Below are 21,215 nucleotides of genomic sequence, written 5' to 3'. Positions count from 1 at the left end.
CATCGACCGGGTCGTCGTCTTTTCCCCCGGGCGCTACCGGTGGCCCTCGCGCAGCACGGCCACCCCGCCGGGTGCCAGGGTCACCGCCTCGTCGACCTCGGCGTCGGTGAGCAGGTCCCGGCCGCAGGCCGGTACGCGCTGCGCGCGGTCGGTGTGGTTGAGCAGGAACAGCCAGCTCACCCCGTCACCGAGGCGACGGACCGCCTCGACCCCGGCGGGTGCGTCCGGGCAGACCGGGGTGACTCCGGCGGCGCGGGCGGCGGTGTCGAGCAGCCGGCGGTAGGTGGCGTCGTCGGGGCGGGTGGAGACGTACCAGGCGGTGCCGGTGCCGTGGCGGTGCCGGGTGACCGCCGGTGACCCGTCGAGCAGCCCGCCGACGTACGCGGTGACCGTCTCCGCGCCGGTCAGGTGGACGGTCTCGGCCCAGATCCGGCCGGTGCCGCCGTCGCCGAGGCGCACATGGTCGCCCTCGGCGTACGGGTGGAACTCCTCCACCCGTACGCCGAGCACGTCGCGCAACGCGCCCGGGTAGCCGCCGAGCCGGACCCGCGCGTACTCGTCGGCGGTGCCGCTGAGGTACGTGGCGAGCAGATGACCGCCCCGGTGGACGTACTCGCTGATCCACTCGACGGTGGCGTCGTCGATCAGATAGAGCGCGGGCAGGACGAGCAGCCGGTACCCGTCGAGGGGGTCACCGGGCGCGACCGTGTCGCAGCCGTGGCCGGTGTGCCACAGGGCGCGGTGGGCGGCGGCGAGTTCCTGCTGGTGGTCGAGTCGGGTGGAGGGCAGGCCCGGGTGGCGCAGCGCCCAGGCGCTCGGGGCGTCGACGGCCAACGCCACGGACGCCTCGACCCGGCCGCGTACCTCGGTGAGCCGTTCCAGCGCCGCGCCGAGCTCGACCGCCTCACGGAACGCCCGGCTGTCCGGGCCGGCGTGCGGCACCAGGGCGGAGTGGAACCGTTCGGCGCCACCGGCGGACGCCCGCCACTGGAAGAACATCGCGCCGTGCGAGCCGCGCGCCACGTGCGCCAGGCTGTGGCGCAGCATCCGTCCCGGCTCCTTGGTGTGCGACCGGCCGGTGGTGTGGATCTGCTGGGCGGCGCTCTCCATCAACAACCAGGGCGGCGTCGGGGTACCACGGTCGACGGCGGCGTGCCGGGCCCAGCCCCGGGCCAGGTCGCCGACGAGCGCGGTCTGCTCCTCGGCGCCGCCGTCGACGGCCGACGGGTAGTGGTCGACGGCGACCAGGTCCACCTCGCGGGCCCAGCGGGCGTGGTCGACCGGCACCCAGTCGCCGAGCACGTAGTTGGTGGTGATCGGGGTCTGCGGGGCGGCGGCGCGCAGCAGGTCCCGCTGTTCGGCGTAGGCGGCGAGCAGGGTGTCCGACCAGAAGCGGCGGAAGTCCAGCAGGTGGCCGGGGTTGCCCAGGTACTGGGTGGCGCGGGGCGTGCTGATCTGCGCCCAGTCGGAGTAGTGCTGGCTCCAGAAGCCGGTGACCCAGGCGTCGTTGAGGGCGGCCAGGTCGCCGTAGCGCCCGGCCAGCCAGCGCCGGAAGGCCCGGGCGGTGTGCTCGCAGTGGCAGGTGGTGCCGTACTCGTTGTGCACCCGCCACAGCGCCACGGCCGGGTGGTGGGCGTACCGGTCGGCGAGGGCGGCGGTGATGCGGCGGGCGGCGGAGCGGTAGGCGGGGGCGGCGGCGCAGTAGGTGTCGCGGCTGCCGTGGTGCAGGCGGACCCCGTCGGCGGTGACCGGCAGCGCGCCCGGGTGGGCGAGGGAGAACCAGGGTGGCGGGGAGGCGGTGGGGGTGGCCAGGGCGACCCGGATGCCGCCGTCGTGCAGCAGGTCGAGGACCTGGTCGAGCCAGTCGAAGGTGTACCGGCCGGGGGCCGGCTCGAGGCGGGACCAGGCGAACACGCCGACGGTGACCAGGTTGACCCGGGCCCGGCGCATCAGCGCGACGTCCTCGGCCCAGACCTCCGCCGACCACTGCTCCGGGTTGTAGTCACCGCCGTAGCAGAGTCGACCGTCGTGCCACATCGCCCACCATCCGTCGGATTAGTTGATGATCCGTCCAAACTATGGAGGCGGTTTGCCCATGTCAACGACACCGATAGTTTCGACATCGATGATCCTCGTTGACAGTTCGTTGGGTAGTTAAAGAAACTATCCGCACCGCCGTACCCTCGTCGAGGAGAGCCGATGCCGTACCGACCGCCGTTGGTGCCGTACGAGACGTTCGTGGCCGACCCGCCCGACCTGCCCGCCCGCTCCCCCGGCGAGGGTGGGACCGCGGTGGTGGGACGGGCCGAGTTCGTCGGCGGCGACACGTCCGGGGCCACCTTCAAGGCGGCGCTGGCCGACGGGGTGACGGCGGTGGTCCGGGTGGAGGCCGCCGGTGACGGCGTGATCCGGGTCCGGCTCGCCGAGGACCCCCAGGCCCGGACCCGCTCCGCGCGCGCGGCGACGCTGGTCCGCCCGCAGGCGCGGCCGGCCACCGTGACCGCCGACGACCGGTGGGTACGCGTCGACGCCGGAGCCGTCGTCGCCGAGATCCGGCTCGACCCGTGGCGGATCCGGTTCCTGCGCCCCGACGGCACCGTCCTGCTGGAACAGGACCCCGGCACGGTCGACATCAGCGGCCGGCGGCGCACGCTGCCCTTCGGCCGCTCCACCGTCGACGGGGTCCACGTCGCCTGGCACGAGAGCTTCGCCGCGCCCGGCGACGAACGCTTCGTCGGCTTCGGGGAAAAGTTCACCCCGCTGGACAAACGCGGCCAGCGGGCGTTGATGTGGAACTTCGACGCCTTCGGCAGCGAGTCCGACCGGTCACACAAGAACGTGCCGTTCTATCTGTCCAACCGGGGCTACGGGCTGCTCGTCGACAGCGGCCTGCCGGTGCAGTTCGACGTCTGCCAGTCCACCCACAGCACGGTCCAGATCCTGGTCCCCGACGACCTGCTGGACTACTACGTGCTGGCCGGGCCGACCCCCGTCGAGGTGCTGGACCGATTCGACCGGCTCACCGGTCGGCCGTACCTGCCGCCCCGCTGGGCGTTCGGCGCCTGGATCTCCTCTGGCTTCTATCCGGACAGCCAGGAGAAGGTGCTGGAGCGGGCACGGCGCATCCGTGAGCGCGACATCCCCTGCGACGTGCTGCACCTGGACTGCTACTGGCAGGTCGCCGGGAACTGGTCGGACCTGCGCTGGGACGCCGAGGCGTTCCCCGACCCGGCCGGGATGCTGCGGACCCTCGGCGAGCAGGGCTTCCGGGTCTGCCTCTGGATGAACCCGTACCTGATGACCGGCAGCCCGCTGTACGCCGAGGCGGAGCGCGCCGGCTACTTCCTGCGCCGCCCCGACGGCGGCACGTACGTCGCAGACGTGTGGCACGGTAGCTACCCGGTCAGCGCCATCGTGGACCTGACCAACCCCGCCGCCGTCGACTGGTTCACCGGCCTGCTGCGGCCCCTGCTGGAACAGGGCGTGGCGGTGTTCAAGACCGACTTCGCCGAAGGGGTGCCGGCCGACGCGGTGGCCCACAACGGGATGACCGGCGTCGAGCTGCACAACGTCTACAGCCTGCTCTTCAACGACGTGGTCGCCCAGGTCACCGAGGAGGTGGCGGGTCACCGGGCGGTGTGGGCGCGCTCGTCGTACCTGGGTGGGCAGCGGCACAGCGCACAGTGGAGCGGCGACGTCAACGCGACCTGGCCGGCGCTGGCCAGCACGCTGCGCGGCGGGTTGTCGCACGGCCTGTCCGGGGTGCCGTTCTGGAGCCACGACACCGGTGGTTTCCACGGCACCCCGGAACCGGATCTATACGTCCGCTGGTCGCAGTTCGGGGCGTTGTCGCCGCTGCTGCGGCTGCACGGCACCACCAGCCGGCTGCCCTGGGACTTCCCGGCCGAGACCGAACGGCTGGCGGTGCAGGCGCTGCGGCTGCGCTACCGGCTCATGCCGTACCTGTGGTCGGCGGCGGTGCAGGCCGCCCGTACCGGCGCGCCGATGATGCGCGCCCTGCTGGTCGACACGCCGCAGGACCCGACGGCCTGGACCACCGACCTGCAGTACCGCCTCGGCACCGACCTGCTGGTGGCGCCGGTGCTGGACCCGACCGGGCAGCGTGACGTCTATCTGCCGGTCGGGGACGACTGGATCGACGCGGCCACCGGCGAGCAGCACCCGGGTGGGCGGCACCTGCGGGTCACCGTGCCGCTGTCGCGCACCCCGCTGTACGTACGCCACGGCACGCTGCTGCCGCTGGTCGCGCCGCACCCGACCGTCGGCGACCGGCCGTTCCGCGATGTCACGCTGGTCAGTTGGGGTGCCGTCGAGGGGCGGACGGTGGTGCACGACGTCGACGGCGACACCGTCATCGAGGCGTTCCGCGACGGCGACGAGTTGCGGATCAGGACGCGAGGGCCGCTGCTGGTGGGGCGGTTGGCCTTCGCCGGGGTCGGCGAGTCCGACCTGCCGGCCCGGTCACTGCTCAACGGTGCGGCGGTGACCGTCGTGCCCTTCGCGGGGTTGTTCCCCGCCTAGGGCCGACCGTCGCGCGTGGCGCCCGGCTGGACGGAGTCGGGCGTCACGCGGGACGGGGCCGGACCCACCCGGGTCCGGCCCCTGCCGGGCGACGCCGCACCGCGCCCGGTCAGCCCTTCACCGCACCGGTGATGACACCCTTGGTGAAGTGCCGCTGCACGAACGGATAGATGATCACGGCGGGGATGACCGTCACGATCACCACGGCCATCTTGACCGCGAGCGTCGGCGGATACGCCGTCACGCCGGGCAGGCTCACCGACGCGCCGGAGACGTTCGGTGACTGTCCGGCCAGGATGTAGCTCTGCAACACCCGCTGGATCGGGAACTTGTCGTTGGAGTCGATGTAGAGCACCGCGTTGAAGTACGCGTTCCAGTAGCCGACCGCGTAGAAGAGCCCGACCACGGCGATCACCGCCTTGGACAGCGGCAGCACGATCCGGGTGAGGATGCGCAGCTCCCCCGCGCCGTCGATGCGGGCGCTGTCGAGCAGTTCGGCCGGCACGTTCATGAAGAACGCGCGGATCACCACCAGGTTGAACACGCTGATCGCGCTGGGCAGGATCAGCGACCAGATGCTGTCCTTGAGGCCCAGCCCGGTCACCACCAGGTAGCTCGGCACCAGCCCCGGGAAGATCAGGAACGTCAGCAGGAAGTAGAACAGCAGCCCACGGTGGCCCACCGAACCCGGCCGGGACAGCCCGTACGCGGCCAGCACGGTGAGCAGCAGGCTGACCGTGGTGCCGAGCACGGTGACCAGGGTGCTGATCCACACCGCCTGGGTGACGTCGCCGCCGCTGAAGATGGTGATGTACGCCGACGGGTCGATCTCCCGGGGGATGATCACCATGCCGCCGGCGTCGTCGATGGTGCCGCGCGAGGCGAGGCTGGTGACCAGCACCGCCCAGAGCGGCACCAGCACCGCCGCGACCAGCAGCGTGAGCACGACCCCCTTGCCGATGGTCAGGGACGTCGAGGGGTGGCCCGCCCACACCGGACGACCGGCGGGACGTCGCCGAGGCGGTGGCGCGGGTGGTCCCGCCGTTGTCGGTGCCGCGGGCACCGGCCCGGCACCACTGAGCTGCGCGGTCATGATTTCGCGTACACCCCCTGCTCGCCGAGCCGGTGCGCGACCTTGTTCGCGGTGATGATCAGCGCCAGGCCGACCACCGCCTTGAACAGGCCCGCCGCGGCGCCGAGTCCCCACTGCTGGGTACTGATCGCCTGGTAGTAGACGAAGGTGTCGAGCACCTCGGCGGCCTCCCGGCCGACCGCCTCACGTTGCAGGATGAACTGCTCGAAGCCGACCGAGAGCGCGTCGCCGAGCCGCATGATGAGCAGCAGCACGATCACCGGACGCAGGCCGGGCAGGGTGATGTGCCACAGCCGCCGCCACCGCCCGGCGCCGTCGGCCGCCGCCGCCTCGTACAGGTTCTGGTCGATCGCGGAGAGCGCGGCCAGGAAGACGATCGCGCCCCACCCGAGGTCCTTCCAGACCGCCTCGGCGGTGACCAGCACGATGAACGTGTCCGGGTTGGTCATGATCTCCCAGGGCTGCATGCCGGCCTGGCGCATCTCCTGGGCGAGCAGTCCGGCGCCGCCGAACATCTGCACGAAGAACGTCACCACCAGCACCCAGCTGAAGAAGTGCGGCAGATAGACGACGCTCTGCACGAAGCCGCGCAGCCGCCCGGAGACCACGCTGTTGAGGATGAGCGCCAGCAGGATCGGCAGCGGGAAGAAGAACACCAACTGGAAGGCGGTGATGCTCAGCGTGTTGCGGACCGCGTCCCAGAACAGCGGGTCGCGGAAGAGCGCCTCGAAGTTGCCGAAGCCGATCCACTCGCTGTTGAGGAACGCGTCCAGCGGGTCGTCGCCGACGAACGGGTTGTAGTCCTGGAAGGCGATGACGTTGCCCAGCGTGGGCAGGTAGTGGAAGACCAGCAGCAGCAGGGCCGCCGGAGCGGCCATCGCCAGCAGCGGCCAGTCGCGGCGCAGCCGGGCCCGCAGGCTGCGCCGCCCACCGCGCCGGGGACGCCGCGGTGGCGGCGTACGCCCGGTGGGTGGTCGCTCCTCGACGGTGCCGGGGGCGCTCATCGGCCGTTGTCGGCGAGCGCCTTCTCGTGGAACGCGCGGCCCTCCTCGCCGCCGGTGTCGAGGAACTCCTTGCGTACCTGGGCCAGGTCGCTGACCGGGCGTCGACCGCGCAGGATGTCGCGGACCTTGTCGTCGGTCGGCTGGATGATCTTCGACCAGTTCGCCGGCAGTTCCAGCTTGATCCCGGCGAACAGGTCCTTCTCGATCGAGGCGATGTTGGTGCGGTAGTAGCCCAGGTAGTCCTGCACGAAGTTGGGCGTGTCACCGCTGCGTACCTTGACCGGCACCCGACCGCCGATGTGGGTGTACTGCGCGCCCAGCTCGGTACGCCCCCGCTCGGTCAGCGTCGGCGTGCCGTCGGCGCCCCGGGTGAAGTGCTGCCCCTCCACGCCGTACTCGCGCAGCTCGAACTCCCGGCTGCCGAACGGGGCGGCACACCAGTTGAGCACCCGCAGCAGCTCGTCGACGCGCTCGGCGGGCAGGTCCTTCTTGAGGAAGGTGTAGAAGATCGGCTTCTCACTGCCCCAGATGACCGGCTGGGCGCCCTGCGCGCCGAAGACCGGCAGCGGCTGCATGTCGAAGGTGGGCAGTTCCTTGACCCGTTCGCTCTGCATGCCCTGCCAGGCGCCGAGACCGTCGCGGTACATCAGGATCTTGCCGGAGTTGAACAGCTGCTTCTCGTCGGCGCCCTTGCTGGCCACCGTGTCCGGGTGCACCAGCCCCTCGGCGAACAGCCGTGCGGTGAACGCCAGCGCCGCCTCGAAGGCCGGGTCCTCGAACTTGTGCTGCAGGCCGCCGTCGGGCTTCTTGCGCCAGGTCTGGTGGCAGCCGAAGTACTGCTGGATCATCTCGAAGACGCTGCCGAAGGCCCACACGCCCTTGGCCGGGTCGGTGGCCTTCTTGCCGAACTCGTACAGCTCGTCGGGGCTGGTGGGGGTGGCCAGGCCGGCGGCGCCGAGCAGGTCCTTGCGATAGAACATGGCCCACGCGAACGGGCCGTCGGTGGGGAACGGCACGGCGTAGAGCCGGCCGGCCCAGACCGAGTACTCCCAGGCGCCGCTGGGCAGCGCCGCCAGGTACGGGTACTTCGCCGCGTTGTCGCCCTGGAGGTGGTCGGTCAGGTCGGTGAACAACGCCTTGACCGCGTCGGAGAACCGGGCGACCTTGTCCACCTCCCAGTTCGGCGCGGACAGCAGCTCCGGCACGTCGCGGGCGCCGAGCATGGCGTTGAGCTTGTCGGCGTAGGTCAGGCCGTCCTGCAGGCTGGGGTTGACCTCCACGCCGAGCTTGCCGTTGACCGCGGCCAGGTAGGAGTTGCGGCCCAGCGGGGGCGGGGTCGGACCCCACCACGGGCTCATCGTCTGGATCGGCGGACCACCCCGGCCGGGCTGCTCGGTGACCGCGTCGACGAGCTCGCGGGGGTAGCTGAGGTAGCCGTCCGGGATCGGGCCCTCACCGGGGATGTCCGGCTTGAGCAACTCGGCCCGCTGGTAGGTGGGCAGCACCGCCTTGATGGCGTCGGCGCTGGTGGCGCTGCCCTGGCTCCCGGCTTCCTTGCTGCAACCGGCCAGGGCGCCGCCGCCCATGGTCGCGGCGGCGCCGAGGCCGATCAGCCGCAGCATGGTCCGGCGGTCGGTGGATGTGCGCGCAGAAGGCGTCACGGCGCACTCCCTTCGTCGTCGATAACGGTTTGCGGAGCGGAGGACTCCGGCTAGGATTAGTTGGGGTTCTAGCCGAACAAACTAATCGACGGCTATCCCGTCCCACAAGACAGGGCGTGCCGGCGGCCCGGACGGCGTGGTCGGTCCCGCCACCGCGGTACGCGATGATGGACGCGCGCGCCACGACACCGGCGCAGGGAGCGGGCAGATCGTGATCAGCATCCAGAACGAACCGCAGCCGACCGACCTCGGTGACGTGCGGGTCGCCAACCGCGCGGTGGTCCTGCGGCACGTCCGCCTGCACGCCCCCTGCTCCCGCGCCGACATCGCCGCCCGCACCGGCCTGAACAAGGCCACCGTCTCCAGTCTCGTCACCGAGCTGATCGACCAGCGGCTGGTCCGCGAGACCGGCCTCACCGAGAACCGGGTCGGCCGCCCCGCCACCATGCTGGTGCTCGACGGCGAACCGTACGCCGCCCTCGGCCTGCAACTCGGCGCCGACGAACTGGTGGCGGTCGCCATCGACCTCGGCGGCAACCGGCTGCTCACCTGGCGGCGGGCCTTCGCCGCCGACACGGTCTCCCCCGCCGAGACGCTGCGCGCGCTGACCGCCCTGGCCCGCCGCGCCATCGGGCGGGTCACCGCACAGGGCCGCACCATGCTCGGCCTCACCGTCGGGGTGCCCGGGCTGGTCGACCCCGCCGGGGCGGTCCCGCTGGCCGACGCCCTCGGCTGGCGGGACGTGCCGGTCGCCGCCGACCTGCGCGCGGCCCTGCGGGAGCCAGCCTTCACCGTCGGCGTGGACAGCGTCGCCAACCTCGCGGCCCTGGCCGAACAGCGCCACGGCGCGTACGCGGGCACCGCCGACCTGGTGCACCTCAGCGGCGGCATCACCGTCGGCGCCGGCATCATCGTCGCCGGGCGGCTGCTGCGCGGCGGACGCGGCTTCGCCGGCGGCATCGGCCACCTGCCCGTGGACCCGGCCGGGCCGCCCTGCGACTGCGGCGCCCGGGGCTGCCTGACCACGCTGGTCGGGCTGCCCGCCGTGGTACGCCGACTGCTGCCCGACGCCGAGGCCGACGGCCCGGTCACCGACTACCTGCCCGAGCTGACCCGGATCGTGGCGCTGGCCCGCCAGGACGACCCCACGGTCTGCAACGGCCTGGCCGAGACCGGCCGGCACCTCGGTCGTGGCGTGGCCGTCCTGGCCGACCTGCTCAACCCGGAGGCGGTGGTCCTCGGCGACCACTTCGCCACCCTGGCGCCCTGGCTGCTGCCGGCGGCCCGGTCGGAACTCGCCGCGCGGGCCCACGCCCCCGGCGCCGGCGGCGTACGGCTCGACGCCTCCACCCTGGACACCGCCGCGGCGCTCGGCGGGGCCACCGCAGCCCTGGCCGCCGTCGAGGCGGGACGCTTGCCGACCCGTTGACCTGGGCGCCGTCGCCCGAGTCTTGACCGGATCGGTCGATGGTGCCAACCTCGAAGCGAGCCGCTCCGCTCGGGCACCCGGGGCGGCTTGCTTTCCGCGGTTCGTCGAAGCGCTTCACCTGCGTCCGGGGCCGACGACCGTTACCCCACCGTCACCTGCGATGCCGCTCGGCCATCCGCCGTCGAAGCGCTTCGACCTCCGGCGCGCCGGGCACTGGAAGGCGATCCACCATGACCGACCGCACCCTGCCCGCATCCCGGGACCGGATCGATGACCTGTTGGCCCGGCTCACCATGCCCGAGAAGATCGGCCTGCTGCACCAGTGGCAGGCCCCGGTCCCCCGGCTCGGCCTGCCCGCGTTCAAGACCGGCACCGAAGCGCTGCACGGCGTCGCCTGGCTCGGGCCGGCCACCGTGTTTCCCCAGGTCATCGGCCTGGCCAGCAGTTGGGATCCGGATCTGATCCGGGCCGTCGGCGCGGCCGTCGGCACCGAGGTACGCGCCAAGAACCACGCCGACCCGGACCGCGTCGGCCTCAACGTCTGGGCCCCCGTGGTCAACCCGCTGCGCGACCCGCGCTGGGGCCGCAACGAGGAGGGCTGGTCGGAGGACCCGTGGCTGACCGGCCGACTCGCCACCGCGTACGCGCAGGGGCTGTGCGGCGACCATCCCGAGCGGCTGCGGACCGCCCCCACGGTCAAGCACTTCCTCGGCTACAACAACGAGACCGACCGGGCCGCCACCTCCAGCGACCTGCCGCCCCGGGTGCTGCACGAGTACGAGCTGCCCGCCTTCCGCGCCCCGATCGCCGCCGGTGCGGCCTTCGGCGCGATGGCGTCGTACAACCTGATCGACGGGGTGCCGGCGCACCTGAGCCCACTGATCGACGACGAGTTGCGCAGCTGGTCACCGGACGAGCTGCTGGTGGTCGGTGACGCGGGCGCAATCGGCAACCTCACCGAGGTGCAGGGCCAGACACCCGACCACGTCCACGGGTTCGCCGCCGCGCTGCGCGCCGGAATCGACAGCTTCACCGAGAACCACACCGACAGCGCCCCCACCCGACGGTGGTTGACCGAGGCACTCGACCGGGGCCTGATCTCCGCGTCCGACGTGGACCGTGCGGTGCGGCGCATCCTGTCCGTGCGGCTGCGACTGGGCGACCTGGACCCGCCACACGACGACCCGTACGCCGCGACTCCCGCCGACGTCGTCGACTGCCCGGCACACCGTGACCTGGCCCGGCAGGCCGCCCGCGACTCCGTGGTGCTGCTGCGCAACACCGGCCTGCTGCCGCTGCCCGCCGGTACCCGGGTCGCCGTGCTCGGTCCGCTGGCCGACACCGTCTACGAGGACTGGTACAGCGGCACCCTGCCGTACGCGGTCACCACCGTCCAGGGGCTGACCGGGCGGCTGCCGCAGGTCACCACGCACCCGGGCACCGACCGCGTCGTGCTGCGGGTCGGCGACCGCTACGTGGGTTGCCCGGACACCGCCGACGGCGGTCCGCTGACCGTCGGCGCCGACGCCACCCGGTTCGACGTGTTCGACTGGGGACGCGACACGGTGGCGCTGCGGGCCGTCGGCAACGGCCGGCACGTCGGCGTCGACGACGACGGCGACCTGCGCAACGACCGACCCGGTCCGGGCGGCTGGGTGGTGCGCGAGACGTTCCAGTTCGATCCGCTGCCCGCCGGCACCGTGCTGCTGCGGCACCTGGCCACCGACCGGTACGTCACCGTCGACGACCAGGGGCGGCTGCGGGTCGACGGCGACGACCGGCAGGCCGCCACCGCCTTCGGCATCGACCTGGTGATCGACGGCGCGGCCGAGGCCGCCGCGCTGGCCGCCGACGCCGACGTGGCGGTGGTGGCGTTGGGCAACCACCCGATGGTCAACGGCCGCGAGACCGAGGACCGGGTGGACCTGGCCCTGCCCTCGCGGCAGGAGGCCATGCTGCGTGCCGTGCACGCCGCCAATCCGCGTACGGTGCTGGTGGTGACCAGCAGCTACCCGTACGCGATCGGGTGGGCGCAGCAGCACCTGCCGGCGGTGCTCTGGTCCGCCCACGGCGGTCAGGAACACGGCCGGGCCCTGGCCGACGTGCTGCTCGGCGACGCCGACCCGGCCGGCCGGCTCACCCAGACCTGGTACGCCGACACCGCCGACCTGCCGGACCTGCTCGACTACGACGTGATCGGTGCCGACGCCACCTACCTGTACTTCCGGGGCGAGCCGCTGTACCCGTTCGGGCACGGCCTGTCCTACGCCGACTTCGACTACGCCGACCTGCGGCTGAGCACCGACACCGCGACGGTCGGCGACACCGTCGAGGTGAGCGTGGACGTCACCAACAGCGGCTCGCGGCCCGGTGTGGAGGTGGTGCAGCTCTACACGCGGCAACGCCGTTCCCGGGTCAAGCAGCCGTTGCGACAACTGCGTGACTTCGCCCGGATCACCCTGGACCCCGGGGAGAGCCGGACCGTCACGCTGCGCCTGCACACCGGCGAGCTGGGCTGGTGGGACGCCGATCGCGGCGCTCTCGTGGTGGAGGACGCCACTCACAGCGTGCTGGTCGGCCGCTCCGCCACCGACGTGCGGCTGGTCGGCGCGCTGGCGGTACGCGGTGACACGGCGGCCCGGGCGGGGCGGCTGCACAGCGCGAGCGGGGCCCGGTGAGCCGGCGCGGTCGGGTCGCGTCGGGTCAGCCCACCATCGCCGACGTGGCCCGGCACGCGGGTGTCGCGGTGAGCACCGTGTCGTACGTGCTCAGCGGCAAGCGGGCCATCTCGGAGCTGACCCGTAACCGGGTGCTGGCCAGCATCCGGTTACTCGGCTACCACCCGAACGCCGGGGCGCGGGCCCTGGCCAGCCGCCGCTCCAACGTGATCGCCCTGGTGCTGCCGCTGCGCTCGGGCATCCAGGTGCCGGTGGTGATGCAGTTCGCCACGGCGGTGGTGACCTCGGCCCGCCGCCACGACCACGACGTGCTGCTGGTGACCTCCGACGAGGGCCCGGAGGGGTTGCGTCGGGTCGCCGCCGGGGCGCTGGTCGACGGGGTGCTGGTGATGGACGTGGAGCTGCACGACGTACGGGTGCCGCTGCTGCGGGAGTTGGGTCGGCCCAGCGTCCTGATCGGCGTACCCGCCGACACCGCCGGTCTGAGCTGTGTGGACCTGGACTTCCACCGGGCCGGCCAGGTGTGCGTGGAGCACCTGGCCGGCCTCGGGCACCGGCGGGTGGCGCTGCTGGGCGCGCCGGCCGCCGTCTACGACCGGGGCACCGGGTTCGCGCACCGCACCCGGGCGGGTGTGGTGGAGGCGGCGGCCCGGCACGGCGTCGAGGCGGTGACGATGCCGTGCGAGGAGAACGCGACCGACGTCCGCCGCCGGGTGGTGGAGCTGTTCGCCCGGCATCCCGACCTGTCCGGCCTGGTGGTGCAGAACGAGGCGGCCGTCGGTGCGGTGCAGGCGGCGCTGGCCGGCTTGGGCCGGCGGGTGCCGCACGACGTGTCGATGGTGGCGGTCTGCCCGGACCAGTTCGCCGAGCACGCCGGTCCCCGGCTCACCTCGGTGCCGGTGCCCGCCGAGGAGATCGGCCGGCAGGCGGTGGCGCTGCTGATGCGCAAGCTGGCAGACGAGCCGGTGCCGGAGACGACGCTTCTGGAGCCCCGGCTGACGGTGCGGGACAGCACCGCCCCTCCGGTGGTCGACACGGCGTCCTACGGCGGTCCGGCGTCGGTGCGGTGACGGTCCGGCGGGGCGGTCGGGCGCGGCTCACTAGACTGCCCGTTCGATGGACGTCCAGCCCGCCCCCACCGCCGACACCCGCCCCTGCGCCCACTGCGGCCGCGACGTGCCGCAGCGCGTCGGCGCGGGCCGCCCGTTCCGGTACTGCCGGGACAACGACGGCGCCTGCCAGCGGGCCTCCCGCAATAGCCGGATGCGTCACCGCAACGCCCCGGGCCTGCCCGGGCAGGTGGCCCGCACCTGGGAGGCGGTGGACCGGCTCGACCAGATCGTCGAGACGTTGACCGAGTCCCTGCACGCCGAGTTGTCCCCGTCCGGCGTGCAGCGCCAGGTGGCGCAGGTCCGCGCGGAGACCGCCGGCGAGGTGGCGGCGGCGCAGGCGGAGCGGGACGAGGCGGTGCGGGCCGCTGAGGACGCCGCCGCCCGTGCCGAACGGGACCGCCGGGCGGCCGAGTCCGCCGCCGCCGACCGGGAGACCGCCCGCATCGAGGCCACCGAGTCCGCCGCCCGGGCCACCGCCGCCGACCAGCGGGCCACCGCCGCCGAGACGGCGCGCGACGAGGCACGGCGCGCGGCGGTGGCCGCCGAGGCGCTGCGGGCGCAGGCCGAGGCGGACCGGGACGCCGCCCGCGCGCAGGCGGTCACCCTGCGGGCCGACCTGGACAGCGCTCACCGCCGGGTCACCGACCTCACCGCCGAGCGGGACACCGCCCGCGCCGACGCCGAGCGCGCCGCCCGCGCCCTCGGCGAGGCCAGCGCCGAGGCCGAGCGGCTGCGGACCGAGGCCGACCGGGCGCGGCTCGCCGCCGACCAGGCCCAGACCCACCTCGTCCAGGCCCGCGCCGACGCCGACCAGGCCCGGGCCGAGGCGGCACAGGCCCGCGCGAGCGCCGACCGGGACCGGGCCCAGGTGGCGGCGGCCCAGGCGGAGGTGGCGGCGGTGCAGGCCGAGATCGAGCGGACCCGCACCCAGGCCGCTGCCGACCGGGACCGGGCCCAGGCGGTGGCCCGGCAGTCCGCCGGGGACCTGGCCGCTGCGCTCGCCGACGTCAGCACGCTGCGCGCCGACCTGGCCGCCGCCCGCGCCGCCGCGAGCACCGCCGAGCGGGGGCTCGACGACGTGACGGTACGGCTGCGCGCCACCGAGGCCGACCGGGACGACGCCCGGCAGCGGGTGGCCCAGTTGGCCGCCCAGGTGGCGGACCTGGCCACCGCCCTGACCCGCCGCGCCACTCCCTGACCCCCCGCCCCGCCCCCGACCTCCCACCCCCTGTCTCCCCCTGACATCCTGCGCTCGCCGAACGACCTCGACGCCCGCACACCCTTGTTGATCAAGATGTTTCGGCGGAATCTGGCCACCATTCGCGCGCAAACTTCTTGATCAACGCACCGGTCCCGGGTCCGGGACCCGCGGGGGCCAGCGCGGGGTCGGTGGGGGCGGGGCTTCTGGGGGCGGGGCCTGTCGAGCTGAACCGTTCGTGCTGTCGCGGGCGTCGGTGGGGTGTCGAGGGCTGGGAAGGGGGCGGCGGGGTGGGTGGGGACTCGCCGATGATGGGCGCATGGGGAAGACCTACGAACGCATCGACGGTCGGCTGCGGGACTTCATCGAGGCACAGCCGATGTTCTTCACCGCGACCGCGCCGCTGGCCGGCGACGGCACGGTCAACCTGTCGCCGAAGGGCCTGCGGGGGTGCCTGGCGGTGCTCGACGAGCAGACGGTGGCCTACCTCGACTTCGCCGGCAGCAACGCCGAGACCATCGCCCACCTGCGGGAGAACGGCCGGATCACGCTGATGTGGTGCGCCTTCTCCGGTCCGCCGTCGATCGTGCGGGTGCACGGGCGGGGTGAGCCGGTGTTCCGCGACGATCCGCGTTTCCCGGAGTTGCTGGCCCGCTTCCCGGACATCGACAGCGCCGACCACGGACTGCGGGCGATCATCGTGGTGCACGCCCGGCTGATCCGCGACACCTGCGGCTACGCGGTGCCGCTGATGACCTACGACGCCGACCGGGACCTGCACGGCCGCCGGTTCGCCCGGGAGGACGACGCGTCGCTGGACGCCTACTTCGCCGGTAAGGACGACGTCGCCACCAGCATCGACGGTCTGCCCGGCCTGCCGCTTCCCCTGCCGCCGACGCCCCGGGCCGGTTGATCACGACGCGCCGCCGCCAGCCGGTCGCCCAGGCTGATCACGGCGCGACCGCCCGCCCAGGTACCCGCGAAGGCTAGGTTGATCACGGCGCGCCGCCGCCCACCCGGCCCGCCCGGGTGCGCGCGACGGCTACGATTCCCGCTGGCGGCGACGGTCCGCCGAGACGACCCGGCGGGCGGACCCGACCGGGTACGCGCTGCGGCCCGCTACCCTTGACCCCGTACCCGCCGTGCTGCGGGACGCCGAGACGCGGCCACGGGGAATGGCGCGGCGCCGGCGGACCGTTACACCGATAGGACCAGCACCACCACAGAGGGGAAGTCGATCATGGGCGAGCGCATGCTGCGCGGTAGCCGACTGGGCGCGGTCAGCTACGAATCCGATCGCAACACGGAGCTCGCGCCGCGGCAGACCCGCGAGTACCTGTGCGCCAAGGGTCACCAGTTCGAGGTGCCGTTCGCCGTCGACGCCGAGGTGCCCACCACCTGGGAGTGCAAGTTCGACGGCAGCGTGGCCCGGCTGGTCGACGGCAGCGAGCCGGAGCAGAAGAAGGCCAAGCCGCCGCGTACGCACTGGGACATGCTGCTGGAGCGGCGCTCCATCGCCGAGCTGGAGGACATCCTCGCCGAGCGGCTCCAGGAGGTCCGGACCCGCCGCGGTCGCGCCTGAACAGTCACACCGGCGCCCCGGGAGATCATCTCCCGGGGCGCCGTCGTGCGTGCGATGTGTCGCGCTCAGCGCGGCTCGACGATCTCACCTTCGATGGCGCGGCCGTCGTCGACCACCGGCGTCACCGGCTGCTGCTGCGGCGCGGTGTGCGGCGGCGTCTGCGGCGCGGGGGCGGGCTGCTCGCCGGCCGGCTGCTGCGGCGCACCCCGGTACACGTGCACCCGGCGCGGCCCGAACAGGTCACCGGCGGTCATCGACGACACCCGCCGCTCGGCGGAACGCTGGATGCCGCCACGGGCCAGCCGACGCACCGGCGGCACCAGCAGCACCAACCCCACCACGCCGCTGACCAGCCCCGGGGTGGCCAACAGCAGCGCGCCGAGCAGCCCGATCAGCCCGTCGGTGACCTGACCGCCGGGCGGCCGTCCGGACTGCGCCGCGTCCCGGAAGCCCCGCCAGGCCCGGATCCCCTCGCGACGTAGCAGGACCAGTCCCAGCAGCGAGGCCGCGAACACCAGCAGCGTCGCCGCGCCGAAGCCGATCGCCCGGCCCACCACCACGAACACGGCCAGTTCCACTGCCAGGGACAGCAGCAGGGCCAACGGTACGAACTTCACTGTCCGGCGCATCTCACCCCATCCGCCTCACGGCGCTCGTCATCGGACGGCGCGCCCGGCGGGGCGCAGCCGTCCCGTCCGTCAAGCATGACACGCTCCGGCTCATGGCCAGCGGGCCCGCCCCACCGTCGCCGCCTGCCAACCCTGCCGCACCGCGCTACGCCGGTCGCGTACCGCCCAGCCGGTGATGCGCCACAGCGCCTCGGCCACGATCAGCGGACTCATCTTGCTGTCGCCGCGTTCCCGCTCGGCGAACGTGATCGGCACCTCGACGATGCGTGCCCCGGCACGGTGCGCCAACCGGGACAACTCCACCTGGAACGAGTACCCCTGCGAACACACCGACTCCAGGTCCAGGGCGTCGAGCACACCCGCCCGGTACACCCGGTAGCCGCCGGTGGCGTCGGCCACCGGCATGCCCAGCGCCAGCCGCGCGTACAGGTTGCCGCACCGCGACAGCAGCAGCCGCCGCAGCGGCCAGTTCAGCACCCGGGCGCCCCGGGTCCACCGCGACCCGATCACCACGTCGGCGTGGCGGGCGGCGGCCAGCAGCGCCGGCAGGTCCTCCGGGGCGTGCGAGCCGTCGGCGTCCATCTCCACCACCGCGTCGTAGCCGCGCTGGCGCGCCCACGCGAAACCGGCCAGGTACGCCGCGCCGAGGCCCTGCTTGCCCTCCCGATGCAGCACGTGCACGTGCGCGTCGCCGCGGGCCAGACCGTCGGCGATGCGGCCGGTGCCGTCGGGGCTGTTGTCGTCGGCGACGAGGATCTCCACCTGCGGTGCGGCGCCACGGACCCGCCGCACGATCGCGCCGACGTTGTCAGCCTCGTTGTAGGTCGGGATCACCACCAGCACCCGACCCACGCCGGGCACCCCGGTCGCCGCCGGGCGGATGTCGGTCCTGCGCATCACCGCTGCCCCTCTCCGGGCAGCCGCCGGTCATCCGGCTCGGCCGCCCCACCGTCGCCGCACCAGGGCCGCCCCGACCAACGCGGCCACGGCCAGCCCGGCCAGCACCACCTCGGGCAGCACCCCGACCCGGGTGGCGAGGGTGCGCCCCTCGGTCAGCCGCAGCTCACGCACCACGACCGCCTGGGTGTTGAACCCGGTGGCGTCGCTTACCCGCCCGTCCGGGGAGACGAACCCGGACACTCCGACCGTGGAGGCCATCAACGCGGGCCGACCGTGCTCGATCGCCCGCAACCGGACCATCGCCAACTGCTGGCGGGCCTCGGCCTCGTCGAAGGTGGCGTTGTTGGTCTGCACGACCAGCAGTTGCGCCCCACCGATCACGGTGTCGCGGACCAGCCCGTCGTAGGCCACCTCGAAGCAGATCACGTCGCCGAGCACCGCCGCCGGGGTCCGCACCACCCCCGGTTCGGTGCCGGCCACGAAGTCGGCGCGGACCCGGTCGACCTGGTCGCTGACCATCCGGGCGATACGGCGCAGCGGCACGTACTCGGCGAACGGCACCGGATGCCGCTTGATGTAGAGCTGCTCCAGGTCGGGGCCGCTGCCCGGACGCCACAGCAGCCCCGCGTTGCGCACCTGCCCCTGCTCGGGGCCGGTCAGCACCGCACCGACCAGGATCGGTACGCCGATCGCGTCGGCGGCCTCGGAGATGCGGATGTTGGCCGACTGGTTGCGCAGCGGGTCGATGTCGCTGGAGTTCTCCGGCCACACCACCAGGTCCGGTCGGGCCCGGGTGCCGGCGGCCACCTCACCGGCGAGGGCGATGGTGGCGTTCACGTGGTTGTTCAGCACCGCCTGCCGTTGGGCGTTGAAGTCCAACCCGAGACGCGGCACGTTGCCCTGCACGATCGCCACCGTCACCGTGTCACCGGTGGCCACGGTGCTCACCGGCACCAGCAGCCCCCCACCGCACAGCAGCACCAACGCCGCCGCGCATCCGGCGGCCGGACGCCACCGACCGGTGCCGGTGGCGTCACGCCGGGCCCGCACCGTCCACCACACGCCGGCCACCAGCAGCCCACCGGCCGTGGCGACGGCGAACGTCACCAGCGGGGCACCGCCGACGGCGGCCAACCCCAGCAGCGGGGAGCCGTCCTGGCCGAACGCCAGCCGCCCCCACGGGAACCCCCCGAACGGGGTCCGGTCCCGCAGCGCCTCCTGCCCCACCCACAACACACCGGTCAGCGCCGGCCACACCCCCGGGTACCGGTCGGCCAGCGGCGACACCCACGCGGTGCCCAGGCCCAGCAGCGCCAGGTAGCCGGCCTGCAGCAGCGACAGCAGCACCCACGGCAGGTAGCCGGTGTGCAGGTTCGTCCAGGACAACAGCGGCGCGAACAGCGCCAACCCGGTGAGGAAACCCAGACCCGCGCCGGCCCGCAGTCGCCGCCGGTGCGTGGCGGCGGCCAGCAGCGCCACCCCGACCGGCGCCAGCGGCCACCACCCGTACGGCGGGAACGCCACCAGCAGCGCCAACCCGGCGGCCACCGCCATCACCACCGCCACCGGCAGAGGCAGCGGCCGGGGTGCGCCGTCGGGCCGGCGGACGTCGGCGGGCGCGTCGGCGCGGTCCGTGGTCGTCACGGGGGCGTCAGGCGGGGTCACGCGCCGAAGGCTACCCGCCCGGCAGCCCCCGACGCCGACGCGGTCACCGGCCTCGGGCGATCCTCCCGCCCGGCCACTGACCGCGTCGCGTGTCCGTTTCACGTCGGGTGCCTCAGCGGCGGCGGGCCACCAGCACCGCGTCGTGGATGACCACGTCCCGGCCGTCGTGCACCGCCGAACGGGGGCGGCTCTGCGTCACCAGCACCTCGAAGCGCTGCGGGTCCAGGTCCGCGGCGACCTGCTCGGCGGTGAACATCATCTCCGGGTAGCGGGCGCGGTGACCGCCGACGTGCGTGTCACCCGGATCGTGTCCGACGATCAGCAGCCGCCCGCCCGGGGCCACCGCCTCGGCCAGCCGCGCGAACATCTCCCGCCGCGCTTCCGGCGGAAGCTGCATGAACTGCGCCGACACCAGGTCGTACGCGCCCGGCGGCGGCGACCAGCGTTGCAGGTCCGCGTGCGTGAACTCGATGCGTGCGGCGATCTGCTCACCGGCGGCCCGGGCGTGCCCGGCGGCCCGCTCCAGGGCGGTGGCGGAGATGTCCACACCGGTGACCTGCCAGCCCTGCTCGGCCAGCCACACCGCGTCGGCGCCCTCGCCGCTGCCCACGTCCAACGCCCGGCCCGGCGTGGTGCCCGCCACCTCGGCGACGAGCTGCGGGTTGGGTCGGCCGCTCCACATCGACGTCCGGGACCGGTACCGCTCCTCCCAGGCCGCCTCGGTGAACATCTCCTCCCGCTGCCGGCGACGCGCGTCCACCGCGCGCCGGGTGTCCTCCTCGACCAGGTCGGCGTTGATCGCCGCCCCGGCCGTCAGGCCCGCCCCGGCGGCCCGGATCACCTGCGCGGACACGTCGGTGACGTTGCCGGCCACCCACACCCCCGGGACGACGGTGGCGCCGGTCGCGTCGGCCGCGATGCGGCGGCCGATCACGTGCCCGGACATCTCCACGTCCTCCGGGACCAGCCCGAGTGACTCCAGCAGCGCCGACCGCGCGGTCATCCCCGTCGCCACCACCAGCGCGTCCAGCGCCACGACCTCCCCGGAGGCCAGCCGTACGCCGGTGAGCCGGTCCTCGGCCACCGTCACGCCCGTCACCTCACCCGGCACCACACCGACGTCGCGGGCGGCCAACCGCTCGGCCTGCTCGGCGTCCGGCGCCGGCCCCTGGTGCGCCAGCAGCAGCACGTGCGGGCTCCACTGCCGCCACAGCAGCGCCTGGTGCACCGCCAGCGGCCCGGTCGCCAGCACGCCGATGCGCCGGTCCCGCACCTCCCACCCGTGGCAGTACGGGCAGTGCAGCACGTCCCGACCCCACCGCTGCGCCAACCCCGGCACCGGCGGCAACTCGTCGACCAGGCCGGTGGTGACCAGCAGCCGCCGCGCCCGGACCCGCCGGTCGCCGTCGACGGTTACCACGAAGTCGTCCCCGTCGCGGGTCACCGCCTCGACCCGCCCGTCCACGACGTGCCCGCCGTGCCCGGTGACCTCGGCACGGCCGGTCGCCGTCAACTCCGCCGGCGGCGTACCCTCCCGCCCCAGATAGTTGTGCACCCGCTCGGCGGGGGCGTTGCGGAGCGCTCCGGCGTCCACCACCAGCACCGAGCGGCGCGCCCGCGCCAGGGCCAGCGCCCCGGCCAGCCCGGCCGCGCCGCCACCGACCACCACCACGTCGTATCCGTCGTCCATGCGTACCCCCTCGTGACCTTCTCCGGCACCCA

The 21,215-nt window shown here is 73.8% G+C and carries 15 protein-coding genes; 7 read left to right on the top strand and 8 right to left on the bottom strand.

Annotated features, from left to right (window positions below):
• Positions 1–33: 33 nt before the first annotated feature.
• Positions 34–2,037, bottom strand: coding sequence for a beta-galactosidase (locus ACIBO1_RS14660; RefSeq protein WP_396745909.1), 2,004 nt, complete (start codon positions 2,035–2,037; stop codon positions 34–36).
• A 162-nt stretch (positions 2,038–2,199) separates the two neighbouring features.
• On the opposite strand from ACIBO1_RS14660, the gene ACIBO1_RS14655 reads away from it, so the two are divergent.
• Positions 2,200–4,542, top strand: coding sequence for a TIM-barrel domain-containing protein (locus ACIBO1_RS14655; RefSeq protein ID WP_396745906.1), 2,343 nt, complete (start codon positions 2,200–2,202; stop codon positions 4,540–4,542).
• A gap of 109 nt (positions 4,543–4,651) precedes the next feature.
• Here the strand turns inward: ACIBO1_RS14655 and ACIBO1_RS14650 are convergent, their stop codons facing one another.
• The 3 genes from ACIBO1_RS14650 to ACIBO1_RS14640 are packed head-to-tail and all read right to left on the bottom strand — an operon-like array spanning position 4,652 to position 8,300.
• On the bottom strand, positions 4,652–5,635 hold the full coding sequence (locus tag ACIBO1_RS14650; protein ID WP_396745903.1) for a carbohydrate ABC transporter permease: 984 nt from the start codon (positions 5,633–5,635) through the stop codon (positions 4,652–4,654).
• On the bottom strand, positions 5,632–6,639 hold the full coding sequence (locus ACIBO1_RS14645) for an ABC transporter permease (RefSeq protein WP_396745900.1): 1,008 nt from the start codon (positions 6,637–6,639) through the stop codon (positions 5,632–5,634). The genes ACIBO1_RS14650 and ACIBO1_RS14645 overlap by 4 nt, the downstream gene beginning before the upstream one ends.
• Positions 6,636–8,300, bottom strand: a complete 1,665-nt coding sequence (locus ACIBO1_RS14640) for an extracellular solute-binding protein (protein WP_396745897.1) — start codon at positions 8,298–8,300, stop codon at positions 6,636–6,638. Before ACIBO1_RS14640 ends, ACIBO1_RS14645 begins: the two co-directional genes overlap by 4 nt.
• A gap of 211 nt (positions 8,301–8,511) precedes the next feature.
• Here ACIBO1_RS14640 and ACIBO1_RS14635 point away from each other — a divergent pair, with 211 nt between their 5' ends.
• The 6 genes from ACIBO1_RS14635 to ACIBO1_RS14610 all read left to right on the top strand — a co-directional run bounded on the left by ACIBO1_RS14635 (position 8,512) and on the right by ACIBO1_RS14610 (position 16,299).
• Complete coding sequence (locus ACIBO1_RS14635; protein ID WP_396745894.1) at positions 8,512–9,729, top strand: ROK family protein; 1,218 nt, start codon at positions 8,512–8,514, stop codon at positions 9,727–9,729.
• 230 nt (positions 9,730–9,959) lie between these two features.
• Complete coding sequence (locus ACIBO1_RS14630) at positions 9,960–12,407, top strand: glycoside hydrolase family 3 C-terminal domain-containing protein (protein ID WP_396745891.1); 2,448 nt, start codon at positions 9,960–9,962, stop codon at positions 12,405–12,407.
• Complete coding sequence (locus ACIBO1_RS14625) at positions 12,404–13,477, top strand: LacI family DNA-binding transcriptional regulator (protein WP_396745888.1); 1,074 nt, start codon at positions 12,404–12,406, stop codon at positions 13,475–13,477. The genes ACIBO1_RS14630 and ACIBO1_RS14625 overlap by 4 nt, the downstream gene beginning before the upstream one ends.
• Positions 13,478–13,523: 46 nt before the next feature.
• Positions 13,524–14,717, top strand: a complete 1,194-nt coding sequence (locus ACIBO1_RS14620; protein WP_396745885.1) for a hypothetical protein — start codon at positions 13,524–13,526, stop codon at positions 14,715–14,717.
• Positions 14,718–15,036: 319 nt separating this feature from the next.
• On the top strand, positions 15,037–15,630 hold the full coding sequence (locus ACIBO1_RS14615) for a pyridoxamine 5'-phosphate oxidase family protein (protein ID WP_396745883.1): 594 nt from the start codon (positions 15,037–15,039) through the stop codon (positions 15,628–15,630).
• A 327-nt stretch (positions 15,631–15,957) separates the two neighbouring features.
• Positions 15,958–16,299 carry an RNA polymerase-binding protein RbpA gene (locus ACIBO1_RS14610; RefSeq protein ID WP_046564157.1) on the top strand — a complete coding sequence of 114 codons (342 nt, stop codon included), beginning with the start codon at positions 15,958–15,960 and terminating at the stop codon, positions 16,297–16,299.
• Positions 16,300–16,364: 65 nt separating this feature from the next.
• Here the strand turns inward: ACIBO1_RS14610 and ACIBO1_RS14605 are convergent, their stop codons facing one another.
• The 4 genes from ACIBO1_RS14605 to ACIBO1_RS14590 all read right to left on the bottom strand — a co-directional run bounded on the left by ACIBO1_RS14605 (position 16,365) and on the right by ACIBO1_RS14590 (position 21,183).
• The gene (locus ACIBO1_RS14605) at positions 16,365–16,928 is read right to left on the bottom strand and encodes an FxsA family protein (protein ID WP_396745880.1); all 564 of its coding nucleotides are present in this window, start codon (positions 16,926–16,928) and stop codon (positions 16,365–16,367) included.
• A 90-nt stretch (positions 16,929–17,018) separates the two neighbouring features.
• Positions 17,019–17,825: a polyprenol monophosphomannose synthase gene (locus tag ACIBO1_RS14600; protein ID WP_396746139.1), complete on the bottom strand. Its 807-nt coding sequence runs from the start codon at positions 17,823–17,825 to the stop codon at positions 17,019–17,021.
• A gap of 30 nt (positions 17,826–17,855) precedes the next feature.
• Positions 17,856–19,472, bottom strand: a complete 1,617-nt coding sequence (gene lnt / locus ACIBO1_RS14595; protein ID WP_396746136.1) for an apolipoprotein N-acyltransferase — start codon at positions 19,470–19,472, stop codon at positions 17,856–17,858.
• 133 nt (positions 19,473–19,605) lie between these two features.
• Positions 19,606–21,183 (bottom strand): FAD-dependent oxidoreductase, encoded by a 1,578-nt coding sequence (locus ACIBO1_RS14590; RefSeq protein WP_396745877.1) that lies wholly within the window; start codon positions 21,181–21,183, stop codon positions 19,606–19,608.
• Positions 21,184–21,215 lie beyond the last annotated feature (32 nt).

It is taken from the genome of Micromonospora sp. NPDC049903, from assembly GCF_044460945.1.
Taxonomy (GTDB): domain Bacteria; phylum Actinomycetota; class Actinomycetes; order Mycobacteriales; family Micromonosporaceae; genus Micromonospora.
This window is presented reverse-complemented; position numbering and strand designations above follow the sequence as displayed.

Coding starts and splice junctions, on each gene's coding strand:
- ACIBO1_RS14660 (WP_396745909.1), bottom strand. CDS start 2,037: ATGTGGCACGACGGTCGACTCTGCTACGGCGGTGACTACAACCCGGAG.
- ACIBO1_RS14610 (WP_046564157.1), top strand. CDS start 15,958: ATGGGCGAGCGCATGCTGCGCGGTAGCCGACTGGGCGCGGTCAGCTAC.
- ACIBO1_RS14605 (WP_396745880.1), bottom strand. CDS start 16,928: ATGCGCCGGACAGTGAAGTTCGTACCGTTGGCCCTGCTGCTGTCCCTG.
- ACIBO1_RS14590 (WP_396745877.1), bottom strand. CDS start 21,183: ATGGACGACGGATACGACGTGGTGGTGGTCGGTGGCGGCGCGGCCGGG.
- ACIBO1_RS14630 (WP_396745891.1), top strand. CDS start 9,960: ATGACCGACCGCACCCTGCCCGCATCCCGGGACCGGATCGATGACCTG.
- ACIBO1_RS14615 (WP_396745883.1), top strand. CDS start 15,037: ATGGGGAAGACCTACGAACGCATCGACGGTCGGCTGCGGGACTTCATC.
- ACIBO1_RS14645 (WP_396745900.1), bottom strand. CDS start 6,639: ATGAGCGCCCCCGGCACCGTCGAGGAGCGACCACCCACCGGGCGTACG.
- ACIBO1_RS14655 (WP_396745906.1), top strand. CDS start 2,200: ATGCCGTACCGACCGCCGTTGGTGCCGTACGAGACGTTCGTGGCCGAC.
- ACIBO1_RS14600 (WP_396746139.1), bottom strand. CDS start 17,825: ATGCGCAGGACCGACATCCGCCCGGCGGCGACCGGGGTGCCCGGCGTG.
- ACIBO1_RS14620 (WP_396745885.1), top strand. CDS start 13,524: ATGGACGTCCAGCCCGCCCCCACCGCCGACACCCGCCCCTGCGCCCAC.
- ACIBO1_RS14650 (WP_396745903.1), bottom strand. CDS start 5,635: ATGACCGCGCAGCTCAGTGGTGCCGGGCCGGTGCCCGCGGCACCGACA.